The sequence below is a fragment of the Pedobacter fastidiosus genome (assembly GCF_014306625.1).
Classification (GTDB): Bacteria; Bacteroidota; Bacteroidia; order Sphingobacteriales; family Sphingobacteriaceae; genus Pedobacter; species Pedobacter fastidiosus.
This window is the reverse complement of record NZ_JACRYL010000004.1, coordinates 290,677-306,797: the sequence shown is the minus strand read 5'-3', so window position 1 is coordinate 306,797 and position 16,121 is coordinate 290,677. Positions and strand designations below refer to the sequence as shown.

General features: G+C 38.4%; 3 protein-coding genes. 1 reads left to right on the top strand and 2 read right to left on the bottom strand.

From position 1 onward, the window contains the following. Nucleotides 1–14,186: beta strand repeat-containing protein (locus H7U22_RS06405; RefSeq protein ID WP_187070515.1), on the bottom strand; the 14,186-nt coding region annotated here is incomplete at its 3' end. Between the two features lie 635 nt (nucleotides 14,187–14,821). Between H7U22_RS06405 and H7U22_RS06400 the strand changes: the two genes are divergently transcribed. After that, complete coding sequence (locus H7U22_RS06400) at nucleotides 14,822–15,019, top strand: hypothetical protein (RefSeq protein WP_187070514.1); 198 nt, start codon at nucleotides 14,822–14,824, stop codon at nucleotides 15,017–15,019. 51 nt (nucleotides 15,020–15,070) lie between these two features. Here the strand turns inward: H7U22_RS06400 and H7U22_RS06395 are convergent, their stop codons facing one another. Further along, nucleotides 15,071–15,718: a response regulator gene (locus tag H7U22_RS06395; RefSeq protein ID WP_187070513.1), complete on the bottom strand. Its 648-nt coding sequence runs from the start codon at nucleotides 15,716–15,718 to the stop codon at nucleotides 15,071–15,073. Nucleotides 15,719–16,121 lie beyond the last annotated feature (403 nt).

Below are 16,121 nucleotides of genomic sequence, written 5' to 3'. Positions count from 1 at the left end.
ACCGTTAAGTTATAGTTTACGGCACCGCCGGCAACGGTTGGAACTGTTCCTGTAACCACCTTAACAAAACTCATTGAAGCGCTGTAAACATTAACGGTAACCGTTATAGGATCAGATAAAACTCCATCTGCAGTTTGCAATTGATACGAATAAGAATCGCTTCCAACAAAGTTATTATTTGGCGTATAAGTAATTGAACCGTCTGCGTTTACAACCACTGTTCCATTTTGAGGATTTTGAGATTTTACAACTACTAATCCTGTTGCAACCACCCCATCGTTCGCTTTAACAATTGTGGTAACTGGAACATTTATTGGAGTCAAATCTACATCATTCGTTCCAGTAGGTTTCACCTGAACATTTACTGTTATTGGTGCACTAACAACTCCATCTACCGTTAAGGTATAGGTGTAAGAATCTTTACCAACGAAATTATTATTTGGCGTATAGGTTACCGTACCATCTGGCTGTGCCACTGCAGAGCCATTGGTTCCATTAGTAACAACAGTAACAATTGCAGTTGCCAAACCTGCCCCATCATTAGCTTTAACGTTTGTATTAATAGCTGTGTTTAGGGTGGTTACCACGTTATCTGTTACACCTAATGGCTGAATGTTTATTGTAAAAGTGGCAGGTGTAGCATCAATTCCTCCATCGTTATCCTTGGCAGATAAAGTGAAAGTTGTTGTGCCAGAACTCGTTCCATTTGGCACAAATTTTAGTCCGTTGGCTTGAGCAACTGTTAACTCCTGACCAGCGGTTACGACCGTAACACCATCTGCTAAGTATAAAGTTCCTTTTGCTGGAAGTGTATTAATAATATATGCCACAATTGTTCCATCAGTATCTGATCCTGTCGGATTATCGATGTCCGTTGGTGTTGTGGTGTTGCTCAAAATTACTGAAGTATTAGTCTTATCATCAGTAACAGGAAGATTATTAATTCTAATTACAAAAGTTTGAGCAATGCTTCTATCAATCCCTCCATTTGCCGTTCCACCGTTATCAGTTAAATAAACGGTTACTGTCGCTATTCCAGATGCATCCAAAGCTGGTGTATAATTTAATGTTCCATTAGCCGAAATTGTCGGTTGAATAGCAAATAAAGCATTGTTATCATTCGTTACTACAAAAGATGCAGTTTGGATACTTTCATTGGTTGGCCCAGTACTAATTGCTGTAGCCCAACCCGTAATAACTTGTGCTGGTGCATTTTGATTAATTAACTGATCGACACCTTTTACAAATGATGGAGCATCATTTACAGAATTGATGGTTATATCAAGTGTGTTATTGGCTATTCCCCCATTTCCATCGCTCACATAGTAAGTAATCGTTGGAACCGACCCAAAGTAATTTTGTGCTGGCACGAAGGTGTAACTTCCATCCGCATTAAGCGTTATGTCTCCAACGTTTAGAATGGTATGCAAGGTTCCTGCGGTATAATCAACCCCAGCAATACTATATTTGGTAACAGTTAATGCATTTCCATCAACATCGTTATCATTTGCAAGAACGCCATTAGCTGCGCTAACAGTTAGTGTTACGTCTTCATTAGTTGTATTTACATCTGCAACGGTAAGTGGATCGCTATTTACTGTGTTTACATTAGTTGATGCTTTATTGTTATCTAAGAAAGGATCATTTTGTGCGCCAGATATAACTGCGGTTGTTCCATAAGTACCCGTTGGTTTTAATATTGCCGTTACGGTTAATATCGCCGTACCACCATTATTTAAATTACCTATGGTCCATAATCCTGTTGTTGCATTATAAGCACCTTGACTTGTTGTTTGACTTACATAAGTATATCCAGCAGGCAATAAATCGGTAATCTGAACTCCTGTTGCATAACTAGGTCCGTTATTTCCTGCAGTAATTGTAAAAACTACAACCTGTCCAATTTTTTGGAATGAGTTAGAAACAGAATTCGTTACATATAAATCTGTGCTGCTCTGGATGGTTGTATTTACCGTTGGAGAAGTAACGGCTACACTTCCTATTTCTGCAGGCGATGCCGTTGCAGAGTTTGCCAATGATCCTGTAGCGTTTGGAGGCAAAGTTCCTTTAATTAAAATATTTATCAAGTTACCCGAACCAGCAGAAATATCTGCAGTTACAGAAACTGCATTGCCTGTTCCGCTAGTGCCGTTGGTAATATTTGCTGATCCAACAGTTGCGGCAGACCAAGTAACATTCTGGATTGAAGATGGAACTGCATCAGTTATCACGGTTGCCAATGCATCGCTTAAGCTTGTATTTCTTACCGTAACAACGTATTCTATTGAAGAACCTGCTGTTGCTATAGATGGTCCAGTTTTGAGAATTTCAATTACAGGAACTCTACTTACTACAGTATTTGCAGTAGATGAAGAAGTGGTTGCCCCTGGCTCAGTTGGTACAGCGCTTGCACTGTTACTTAATGTTCCGCTATAGTTTGCAGGCACTTTACCGCTTACCAAAATGGTGAAACCATTTCCTGCCCCTGCATTAATATCTCCTGTTACGGTAATGGTTTGTCCAATTACCGAACTATTTGAAACGATGGCGTTACCTGTTGCTGAAGCACTGATGTTGATATTGGAAATCTGTGCTGGAACAAGATCTGAAACGGTAAGATTAACAGCGTTACCTGTTCCTTCGTTGGTTACATTAATTAAATAATTTATAACAGAACCAGCCATTAATGTTGATGGCCCAACTTTAGTAATTTTTAATATTGGTTTTCTCTGTACAGAGGTAATTACCGTTGCCGAAGTTACAGGTATGCTTCCTACCTCCGTTGGGGTTATGGTTGCTGTGTTAGAAATTGTTCCTGAAAATGCATTACTAATTGTTCCCTTAATATTTATTATAATTAAATCATTCGCACCTGCCGGAAGATCTGCATTTACAGCAATTGTATTTGTGTTTCCAGAATTACCTGAATTGATAATGGCATTACCCTGCGCAGTAGCTGTCCAGGTGATGTTGGCTACACTAGTTGGTACCAAATCTGATATCGCTGCGTTTAAAGCTGTACTTGGTCCATTATTACGAACTCTGATTTCGTAATTAATTTCCTCTCCTGCTAAAGCATTTGTTGGGCCACTTTTAGTAATTATAGGACTAACCAATGCAGAAACCAAGGTTGTAGCAGTTGCGTCTTTAGCAGCAACTCCTGGCTCAGATGGACTCGCTTTTGCAACGTTAACAATATTGCCAGTATAAGTTGGATTAATTACACCGGTAATAACTACAGTAATTTCTCCATTTACAGGAACATTAACTGTTGTTGAAACATTATTTGTTGTACCAGAATTTGCACCCGTTATTGTTGCTCCTCCCATACCCGTAGCAGACCACGAAACATTACTTATATCTGATGAAACTACATCAGCTATTGCGGTATTTATCGCATCAGATGGACCTACGTTTGATAATTTTAATGTGTAAGTAATTTGTTGTCCGCTTGATGCTGTTGTAGGTGCAAGTTTTGCAAATAACAAACCTGGTACTTTCTTGAGCACCGTAGTTACAGGTAGAGAAATAACTGGTAAATTTCCTATCTCACTTGGTGTTGCTGTAGCAAAGTTAACCACACTCCCGGTAGCCGAAGACGATACAATGCCGTTAATTGTGATTAATATTTTAGAGTTTCCTCCGGCCAAAACATTTCCTGTTACCGAAAGTACATTCCCCGTTCCTGTACTTCCAGCGCTAACTGTAGCACCATTATTTCCTGTTGCAGTCCAAGTTACATTTTGAATTTCAGGTGGAATAGCATCAGTTATAACCGTATTTATTGCATTGCTTGGGCCAGCATTTGTAACTTCCAAAGTATATGCAATAGGCAAACCTGCACTTAATGTAGCTGGGCCAGATTTTATAATACTAAGGTTGGTTTGTTTAGATACAACCGTAGTAACTGTTGGAGAGTTAACAGGAGTACCTGCCCCTATCGCAGCAGATGCAGTATTTAAAATATTTCCTGCAAATGATGGATTAATAGTTCCATTTACAACAATAGTAATCACATTACCTGCAATAGCTGGAATATTTCCTGCTACCAAAATAGAATTTGAAGAACCAGTTGCACCACCAGTTATAGATGATGTTCCACTTGAAGTAGCTGTCCAAGTTACCCCAGTAACATCAGCAGGAACAACATCAGTGATGTTAACACCTACTGCATCACTAGGCCCGGTATTACTTACCGTTATAGTGTAGCTTATCTGAGTGCCAGAAGCGGCCAAATTTGGTCCGCTTTTTTGTACAACCAAGGTTGGTGTGCTAATTACAGTTGTACTTACTGTTGAGGTATTATTTGCAGTATTAAAATCTGATACACCATTAGGCAATACAATCGATGCGGTATTTGTGAAATTACCACTTGCATTTGATGGTACTTTGCCATTAACTATAATAGAAATGTAATTTGAAATTCCTGCATCTATACTTGCAACTAAAGAAATCGAGTTCCCATTACCGGAAGATGCTCCTAAAATTGAGGCTGAACCTGTTGCAGCTGCAGACCATGTTACGTTTATAATGCCAGCAGGAACAAGATCAACAATATTTAAATCGCTAACGTTTATTGGTCCATTATTAATAACCTTAATATTATAACTAATATTTTCTCCAGCAGAGATGCTTTGAGGCCCTGTTTTGGAAATGGCAATATCAGTTGATTTATTTATACTCGTTGTTACCGAACTCTGTTTAACTGCCCCCGCAGTAACATTTACTGTATTTGTAAATGATGAGCCTGCAGTTTGTTTGATGATACCTTGAACCGTAATAAAAATAGTATTGTTATCGCTTGCCGAAACATTTGCGGGAATATCAGCAGTAGTTAGAATGGTATTATCAGTTCCTGTTGTTCCTGTTAAAACTTGGGCACTACCAGTTTTTGTTGCACTCCAGCTCGTAACCTGAACATCAGAAGGAACCAAATCAGAAATTGTTGCATTTGTTATATTTCCAACCCCAGTATTTTCTACCAGTATTGTATACGTAATAGGATCTCCAATGTTGGCAGTAGCTGGTCCAGATTTGGCAACCCTAAATATAGGATCATTATCTATCGTGGTTAAAAATGAAGAAGTATTATTTAGCAGTTCAGGATCTGTAACATCAGGCCCAACAGTTGCGGTTGCTGTGTTTACAATTGTTGATCCTTCAAACAATGATGGATCTATTTTCCCTGTAATGGTTACCAAAACCACGCCTGTTGTTGGAGGAATATTGGCTGTTAGATTTACGTTGCCTGTACCGCTTGCTACGCTTGATGTAGCGCCACCCAAATTAGCTACCGTCCAACTTATATTCGTAATTTCTGGTGGTAGGTTATCCGCAATAGTTGTTGCAATTGCAGAACTTGGCCCATCATTAACAACCCTTAGCGTGTAAGTAATGTTTTTTCCAGATCCCGCGTTTGCCGGGCCAGACTTAATCACTCTAACATTAGCCTTTTTAGTTGTTGTTGTACTTATTGTACTTGTTGCTGGAGTAGGATCTGTAGTTCCACTCGGCGGAACTGCAGTAGCTGTATTGGTAACGGTACCGGTAAAAGTTGGATCTATCTGCCCTGATATTGTTATTGTGATTTTATCAGTTGTTCCAGCCTTCAAATTTCCAGTAAGATTAACATTTCCAGTTCCACTTGTAGCACTCGTACTCGCTGTACCCTGATTAGTAACTACCCAAGTAGGATTAAGTATTGTTGATGGAATTAAATCAGTTATTGAGGCACCCGTAACATCGCCAGGGCCACCGTTTGTTACAACAATGGAGTAACTAACTTGCTCTCCCGCTATTGCAACTGTTGGCCCTGTTTTATCGATCCTTAAATCGGCCTGTTTGCTCACGGTAGAAGTTACCGGATTTGAATTAACTGGAGTGTTTCCAGCTTCAGATGGTGTTACCGTTGCTTGGTTAACAATTGATGAGCCAGTAAAGCTAGCACTTAGTTTTCCAGTAATGTTAACCGTAATTTCGTTTGCGTTTCCAGCAGGAATATTTCCAGTAATACTTAATACATTTCCTGTTCCAGATGCGCCCAAAGTAATTGCAGCAGTTCCTGAAGCAGATGCTGTCCAACTTACATTTGTAATATCTACCGGAACATTATCGGTAATAACCGCAGCAACTGCATTACTTGGACCAGCATTTTTTATAGTCAAAATATAGTTTACACTTTCACCAGCATTAACTGATGATGGGCCTGATTTTACAATCGTAATTGCACTTTTATTAGAAACAGTAGTACTTACCGCATTCGAATTTACTGGTGATATTCCTGGTTCTGTGGGTGTAGCAATTGCCTGATTTACAATAGTTACATTACTTTGCGAAGCCAAAATTGTACCGGTAACCGTGATGGTTACTTTGTTAGATACACCAACATTTAAGTTACTTGTTAAATTTACATTTCCAACACCAGATGGTGCACTAGTGGTAGATGTCCCCGAAGATACAGCATTCCAAACTACGCCTGTTAATTGGCTTGGAACGGCATCAGTTATGCTTAAATTAGTTGCATTTGATGGGCCATTATTTATGGCTTCAATTATATAAGTTACGGTTTCGCCTGATTTTGCTGTTGCTGGCCCAGTTTTGGTTAAACTAATCGCTGGCGTTTTATTAATTGAAGTGGTTACTGTATTTGATGTTTTAGCAACTGTTCCAGCTTCTGACGGTGTAACTGTTGCATTGTTGATTATACTTGTAACTGTAGTGCCAGCACTAACTGTTCCTGTAATGGTTACTATAATCTGGTTGCCTGCTCCAGATGGAATATTCCCAGTAACATTTACAGTATTACCAGTTCCAGTTCCTCCAGCAGTAACAACCGCAGTTCCAGAAACTGTTGTTGTCCATGATGCATTTTGAATGTTTGCGGAAACAATATCATTAATAACAGCGGCACTAGCATCGGCTGTACCTTGATTATTAACTGTTACAATGTAAGTTATCAGCTGGCCAGCACTCAAAACTGTTGGCCCACTTTTCGAAATTGAGAGCACCGGAGTTTTACTAATTGTGGTACTAATTGTAGAAGTTGCCGGCGTTGTTCCTGTTTCTGCAGGTGTTGCTGAAGCCGAATTTAATAAACTTCCGCTGTACGAGCTGCTTACTTTTCCTGTTATGATTACAGTGATGTGGTTTGAATTGCCTGCCGGAAGATTTCCGGTTACAGAAACCGAATTGCCTGAACCTGTGGCACCAGTTAAAATTTGTGATGAACCTAAAGAAGTAGCCGTCCAACTTACGTTTGTAATTTGATTCGGAACAACATCAGCAATATTTAAATTTTGCGCATCAGCAGTACTGGTATTAAATACATCAAGGGTATAAGTTATATTCTCTCCTGCTACTAAAGCAGTTGGGCCATTCTTTGTTATTGCAACTGTTGGTGTTCTATTTATTGTAGTATTTGCGGTAGATGATGGAGAAGGGCTTCCACTTTCTGTCGCTGTTACACTGGCAGTATTACTCAATGTTCCACTATAAGAAGAATTTACTTTTCCGTTTATAGTAACAATAACTTTGTTTGAAGAACCGGAAGGAATATTTGCTGATAACTGAAGTGCATTACCACTTCCACTAGCTCCAGAGTTTATAGTTGCGGCACCCTGAATTACGGATGTCCATGTTGGATTTAAAACTTGCGCAGAAATTGCATCATTTAAAACTGCATTAATGGCATCACTTGGTCCATCATTCCCTACCTCAATTGTATAATTGATATTCGATCCTGATACCAATGTAGATGCGGCACTTTTTATAACCGTTAAGCCTGATTTACTTGTTAAACTTGTATTAACTGGATTTGAAACTGTTGGTGAAACACTTGTCTCGGCAGGAGTTACCGTTGCTGTATTTGTAATAGTTCCAGAAGCATTCGCCGTAATTTTGCCACTAATAGTAATGTCAATTGTACTGTTGGAAGAAAAATTACCCGTTAAGCTTAGGTTGTTTCCTACCCCATTTCCTCCAGCTGTAATGCTAGCTGTTCCAGCAGTTACAGCACTTGTCCATGTTACATTTGTAATTGAGGATGGAATTGCATCGGTAATTACCGTATTTAAACCATTTGATGGCCCACTATTTTTAATTGTAATTACATAGACAACATTGTTTCCTGCATTTGCAGTACTAGGCCCACTTTTAGAAATGGTAAACAATGGTTTTCTACTTACATCTGTTACCGCTTGCGCAGTTATAGCTGTGCTACCACTTTCTTGTGGTGTTGCAGTAGCAAGGTTGGTAATTGTTCCTTCAAAGTCTGGCCTTATTGTTCCAGTTATGTTGATAATAATTTTATTTGAGGGTCCGGCTGGTATATTACCAATAACATTTACGGTATTTCCAGAACCAGTTGCACCCGAAGTAATTATAGCGCTACCAACAATTTGCGTGGTATAAGTTACGCCAGTTAAAGAAGCTGGAATTGGATCTGCAAGCTGAACGCCAGTTGCATTACTTGGGCCATTATTAGAAAGTTGTATTTGATAAGTCAATACACTTCCTGATGTTGCTTTTGATACTGCAGTTTTAGCAATTGTAACTCCAGATGTACTTGTAATATTTGAATTAACGGTAGAATTACTTCCAATACCTTGAGGCTCTACTGGCGTGGTGGTTGCAGAGTTGGTAATACTTCCAGTTGCTGCTGGGTTAACTGTTCCCTGTATGATGATGTTAACCGCATTGGCAGACCCAGCTGGAATGTTAACCTTTAAGTTTACAGAATTTCCAGATCCTGTAGAACCGGCCGAAACTGTAGCTGCACCCTCTAAGGTACTAGTCCAAGTAACACTTTGCAACGCAGCAGGCACGGCATCTGTTACATCGGCATTTACAGCATTACTACTCCCTGTATTTGTAATTCTTAAGGTATAAGTTGCATTAGCGCCTGCAGTTAAACCAGAAGCTCCTGTTTTGGTAATTGCCAATACTGGTTTGACCTGAATAGCTGTATTTATGGTCGCAGTATTATTACCAGAAGTAGGATCTGTAATGCCCGTTGGAGGTGTTAACGTTACTGTGTTGCTCAAAGCTCCTGTTGATGAGGCTGCAACGGTACCGGTAATTGTTAATGTAACGGATTGACCATTACTTAAAGTTAAACCTGTCCAATTTCCATTTGTACTATTATAGGTTCCAGCAGAGGCATTAAAAGATGAAGCTGTAAATCCACTAGGCAAAACATCAACAACCTTTATAACATCAGAAGTGAGCATTTTACTCGTTCCGTTATTGGTTAGCGTAATGGCGTAGCTCAAATTTTCTCCCGCAATAGCGATTGTAGGGCTTGCAGTTTTTGCAATGCTAAAATCAATTAATCTGTTTACAATTGTAGCATCAGTTGCCGTATTGTTTGTAAGATTTGGATCTGTTGTTCCAGCAGGTGCATTGGCTGTTGCTGTATTCGCTAAAGTACCAGAAGCATCCTCAGCAACAGTACCAGCTATGGTTAAAGTGGTAGATTGTCCATTACTTAATGTTAAGCCAGTCCAGTTTCCATTTGAACTATTATAAGTACCAGACGATGCAGTAAAAGTTGTTGGATTAAATCCTGCTGGAAGATTTTCGACAATATTAACAACATCTGATGTTAATAAAGCACTTGCACCATTATTAGTTAAAGTTATTGTATAAGTTAAATTATTACCCGCTGTAACTGGTTTTGGTGTTGCTGTTTTGGTCAAAACCAAATCAACTTGCCTGTTAATTAAAGTATTATCTGTTTGAGAATTGTTTGTTAAATCTGGATCTACCGTACCTGTTGGAACAGTAACTGTTGCTGTATTGCTTATTGTTCCAGTTGCAGATGAAGATAGGGATCCAACAATAGTTAATGTTGCATTTTGACCAGAAGCTAAGGTTAAACCAGTCCAGTTTCCACTTGCGCTGGTATATGTACCTGTTGATGCGGTGTAGGTATTTGCGGTAAAGCCCGAAGGTAGGTTATCCGTTACTTTAACAATATCCGAAGCAACTAAATTGCTCAAACCATTGTTTGTTACAGTTATAGTATATGTAAGTGCATTACCAGCAATTGCAGGTTTAGGCGTAGCTGTTTTTGTTAAAGCTAAATCAATATTTCGAACAGGTACTATGTTGGTTATAGATGCCGTATTATTGGCCGGAACAGCATCAGCTTCAGTTCCTGTAATGCTCACATCGTTCCCATAATTTGCAGGTGTAACATTGGCATTAACTTTAGCCACAATAACTAGCGTTTGCGATGATCCACCATTCAGATTCCCTAATGTCCAAATTCCTGAAACTGGATTATAAGTTCCTACACTTGGGGTAGCACTAACAAAAGTATAACCAGATTTAAGCAAATCGGTAATAGAAACATTTGTGCCGTTACTTGGTCCATTATTGGTAGCAGTAAGTGTGAATGTTATATTTTCTCCAACATTTGGATTTATTTTATTAACAGTTTTTGTTATCTGTCTGTCGGTATTTTCGGTATAGGTAACAATTACTTGATCTGTTGAGGATGCACATGGAGCATTTGTGATGGTCCATGCTAATGTTGCCGTAGTATTTTTGGCAATTGTAACGGTTGTATTGCGATCAGAAATATTTGCAATGCTCGCAGTCCCAGAAATTACCGACCACACTCCTGTGCCAGCAGTTGGAGCATTTCCCTGTAAAGTAAATATTCCAGTATTATAATTGGTTTGATCTATGCCCGCATCAGCAATAGTTGCTGGTTGGCTAACCGTTATGGTAACAGGGGTTGATGGAGCAGATTCACATACCGAACTTGGAGATGCTACTGTAGAAATTGTAGTTCTCCTATATAATGTTGTTGTTGTAAGCGAAGGTGGCTGATAAGTTGGTCCTGTTTGGCCTGTAATGGTTGTCCAACTTGTTCCATTAGTTGAATTCTCCCATCTATAGCTTATAGTTCCAGAACCACTACCCGCTGTACTTGATGAAATTAAAGCAGGTACCGAATTGGCGCAGATTGTTTGGTTAGCTGCAATAGTTCCTGCAGTGGTTATGCTTTGAACTGTAACATCAAAAGTAAAGATATTACCGCTACACCCAGCTAAACTTGGCGTAACTGTATATCGTACAACGCCAGTTGTACCAGATGTATTTGTTAATGTTTGAGATATAGGTGCAGAAACAGGATTAGATTGATTACTGAAACCAGAAATTGCTCCTCCCGATAATTGAGCAACGGTCCATGTGTATAATCCATTACTTACACTATTTGTTGGCGTAACACTAAAAGTTGAGCCAGAGCATAATGGCAAAGGGTTAGTTGCAGACGCCGTAATAGTTGGAACCATGCTTACAACAACAGTAAATGGATTACCAGAACAACCTGAATAGGTTGGTGTTACCGTATACGTTAAAGTTCCTGGATTAGCGCCTGAAATTGTTAATGTTTGGCTAATTGATGATTGATTTGAAGCAGCCGTTCCACCACTAATTACCCCACCAGATGATACAGGAGTTGGCCAAGTGTAGGTTGTACCCGATGCAGCATTTGCGGGCGCTATTGTAAATGTTCCTGAGCTAGCACAAATTGATGCGGTTTGGTTATCAATAACCGGTCGAGGTGTGACTGTAATAACAGCAGCAGTTGAATATGAAGGTACAGAAGGACAACCCAGTAGAGATAAAACAGCTCTATAAACTGTGGAGTTGGCTATGTTGGTATAATTCTGTGTAGTTGTAGTATTATTTATAGGCGTCCAGGTAACTCCATCTAAAGAAGACTCCCAACGAATTACAGTACTACCAGGAGAATTACCAGACAATGTTACCGAACCATTAGAACCAGAACAAACCGTTCCAGAAGTATTTACAATTCCTGCTGATGCGACTGTTACAATAAAATCTGTTGTTTTTGGGCCGCTACAACCTGTAGCCGTAGCTGAAATAGTTGCGTTGCCACTAAAAGTAGCCGACCAAGTTACCTCCCCTGTAGATGTATTAATAACCCCCGCCGTAGCTGGCAATATAGAGTAAGAAATACTATTGCTGTTTAAAGCTGTTGCAGAATAAGTAGAAACACCCGCACCTTGACAACGATTGGAAGCAGATGATCCTGAAAAAACAGGAGAACCAACAGTGCCATTTACACGTATTGTGCCCGAAGTAGTAACAGGCGCACCTGGTCCGGTTGTAGTGATGGTGTAAGTTTGGGCACCACTAGTTTCTACTGTGGGTGTGCCACTAATAGTTAAAGTTGAAGATGCAAAATTAAATGTAACACCAGTAGGCAACCCAGTTACAGTTGCTCCTGTGGCTCCACCGCCAATACTATAAGTTATATTTGTAATTCCTGTATTTATGCAAGTTACTTGGGCATCTGTACCAGTTGCAGAAGTTAAACTAATGGCGCCTGAAGGAGTGGTTGATGCAGAACTTGTATTGTTAGATGCATTATTATCAACTTGAGTTCCAGTTATGGTAGCTGTATTATTGTAATTTCCACTAGCCAAAACTCTAGCCAATATTTTTAAAGAAGCTCTACCTCCTGCTGGCAGTGCTCCAATGGCCCACTTACCTGTTGTACTATCATAACCTGTTCCTGCTGATGGTACACTAGATTGGTAACTATAACCTGAAGGAAGTAAATCTGTAACAGAAACCCCAACTGCATTTCCCACCCCTAAGTTAGCTGCAGTTAAAGTAAACGTTACCGTTGCTCCAATTGCTGGTGTAGCATTATCAACAGTTTTTGTTATCGATCTATCAATATTACACAATGCAATTGCAACCGGTAAAGATTGAGCACTTAAACCACAATTAAGTTGAGAAGTTACCGTATAAGAGCCAGAAATGGTAGCAGTAAAAGTTTTAGATGTTGCGCCTGTAATTGGCGAACCTTCCAAGTACCATTGATATGGTGCAGAGCTATTTGGATCAGCAGATAGAGTAGCAGTTGTACAGTCTGATTGTGTGAAAGTTGGCTTTAACGCTTTTTCTGGAAAGGGAGATAAGAAATTCGACATGGAAAATCCTCCACCCTGCTGTACATTAGCAACGGTTAACCTACTCGCACTTTGTAAACTATAAACAGATGGAGAACCTATATTCGCATTTGTGAAATCAATAACAAAAGCTCCAGAACTTCCTAATTGTCTCCTCGCTCCAACACCTGCAATAGTTTCTATATTACTATTGGTGTAATTAGGACTTCCGCCAGTTGAGGTTAAGTAAACCAAATCAGTTGCACTCTTTGTAATAACGTAGCCGAAATAAGGCAAATCGTTAGGGGTATTCGTTCCTTGCCCATAGCCTCTAAACTTGGTGGTTTCTATTTTGTTAGCACCTCCACAACTTGCAATTGGAGCTAATGTGGCAATATCAACCTCGCAACTAATTGCAGTTCCGGCATAAGCCACAACATTTTTATTTGCAACAATTCTAGATCCTGATGATTGGTTTCCAACTACACCGTTCGGAAAGGTTACGAAACTGCCTGCAGCAATTAAATTATAGGTATCAGTACTTTGTAAAACGCCTTGACTGTTAAAATTATAAACCGTTAAGGCCGTATTTGCCTCGCTCGCAACTACAGTTGTTTGTTCAGCTATGTTATTTCCACCTCCCCTAATTAAAACGTAATCAGAACCTAAAGAACTTACTGGCGGAATAGGATTATAAGCACCATCTCCGCAACCTCCAGGAGCATCTACACGAGCTGATGTGTTCATTACGGCTGGTCCAGAAGATTCAACCAACCCGCCTAACGCAGTTTGAAATAGATAACTTTGTCCGGCATTTAAAGTAGCAATAGCTGTACCGTTCAACTTAACAATAGTGTTATTCTCTATAGCTAGAATACTATATATTGGCCTTTCCGACCCATTTAAATTTCCATCACGATAATATCCTACCCTAAAAGAATTACCAATCGCGGCATCACCAAAGCTAAATAAAGAAGCATTTCCCTTAATATTCGAATCGCTACCCTCACCGCCTAAGTTATCAGAAGCAACATTTCTAACGTTTACAGTAATACCAGAACTACCAGTTACAATCATTCCTGCCCCATTTAAAACAGTATTTAAAGAACTGCTGAGCGCTGGTAATGTGCTGGGTAAGGCAGTAAAACGATAAACAAATGGAGTCCCTGCTATACAGCTGGAAGTAGTCATAACTGTACCATCACTTTTCGCGATGGTAATTGAAACCGCACTTGTACTACTCGTGCTCACAACAACTTCGTTTGCCTTACTCCAATATTGCTATGGAGCGGGTGCGATGTAATGCTTTGAGTATGTTTGACCGAATAGTTTAGTTACAAAAAGGAAAGAAATGGCAATAAATAGGAATAGTAAACGTTTATTCATAAAATGGGACGATAAGAGTAATTATGCAAAATTGGGGTAATGCGATATTATAGTATTCTGTTAGGTTTGGTTAGTAATTAATCGATTTAGTTTGAATTGATTAGTCTATTTAATGATTTCAAGGTACAAAGATAACTATTTAACTTCCTCCTCATTCTTGATAAAATTTGCTATTTCAATTTTTGTAATTTATTTGATACACAAGAATACTGCAATTTCTGATGTAAATGGCATCTTTCATCAAAAACACTATACCTAAAACAAATAATTTTGTTGATAATTATCAATAAAATTAAAACAACCTACAGTTGTATTTCTATCTTCGGAAATTTCTTTTATTATTTATATGAATTTTATGATCCTGAAAAAGATTGCGATGGGATAACCTAGTGATCCATAGAATTATATGATACCATTTTAAAATCATTTTTTTTAGATCACTCCTATAATAAAACTTTTTCAAGTCTGAGCCTGTTTACTCTATACTTAAGATTAAGATTATGAAAAACCAGGAAAATAAGAACATAGAAAAAAGAGACGAATCGAACACCAAAACTTCAGGCACTTCTAAAGAGAAAGCCACTTTTGATCAAAATGGAAAAGGCGCTTCGGATAAGTTTGGAAAAGCCGGTACCACGCCCAACGAATCTGGCGATGAGCATGGTGTTGGCACTGCAAAAAAAGAAAATGATAAATAACTATAAGGATAGATTTTATAAAGTGTTTTGAAAGACAAGCTTACTTATTTCTTATTTCTCGTAAATGCTCATTTTTTCAGCCAATTCGATAATACTTTTTATCTTCAATTTTTGGAAAAGTCTAAGCTTGTAAGTACTTACAGTACCCATTTGTAAATTTAGCTGATTGGAGATTTCTAATACTCCAATACCTTTGGTTAAAAGTTCTGCAACTTCTAATTCTCTACCAGATAGTTTGGTGAAAGGATTATCGGCATCATTACCAAGAATACTGTTAAACATATTCTCCTTAACATTTCTGCTAGAATAACGGCTTCCAGCTAAAATAGTTGTTATTGCCGTAACGATTTCAGATTCTTCAGCATTTTTAGTTAAGTATCCTGATGCCCCTGCCTTTAAGTATGGTACAGCATAAATATTCTCATTTAATGATGAAAACACTAGAATTTTTGCGTTCGATTGAACCAATTTAATTTGATCGATAACTTTCAAATTATTTCCGCCTGGCAAATTCACATCTATAATGATTAAGTTGGGAGATTTTTCAACCTCAACCAAAGCCTGCTCCAATGTTGTTGCGTTGATGATTTCTACACCCGCCCAAAAATCAGATATCAAACTTTTTAGTCCTCGGCGGATGATTTCATGATCATCAGCAATAAGTACAGTAAATGTACTTCCGGCATTCTTTGCTTTCATTTTACTTAATATATTGTGCAATTTAACAAAATTTATATATTATTATACGAAAACTGTATTTTTTATATTATTAATTAGACAGCTTCTCTCCTTGATTTATGTATGTTAAAATATATAAGTAAACCCATAATTTAACTTTTAACATCTACAAGATTTTTTATAAAGCGTTAAAAGTTATTTAAAGATGCCATTTTTATATTTTATGATGTAGATAGAAATACTACAAAACCCTAATGACTAATGACATGGAAAGTTTAATTAAACTTAGTTTTAGTAGAAGAACAAATAGGGCATTTTTAGCATAAAAATATACATAATTAACTGACTACCAAAATCTTATAGATTAATTGAAATAACAAAAACCTTTGTAATAAGACATCTAACGCAAACTTTTTAGAACCTT

Bases quoted from the DNA above. Each gene is read 5' to 3' on its own strand.
- H7U22_RS06400 (WP_187070514.1), top strand. From the start codon at position 14,822: ATGAAAAACCAGGAAAATAAGAACATAGAAAAAAGAGACGAATCGAAC.
- H7U22_RS06395 (WP_187070513.1), bottom strand. From the start codon at position 15,718: ATGAAAGCAAAGAATGCCGGAAGTACATTTACTGTACTTATTGCTGAT.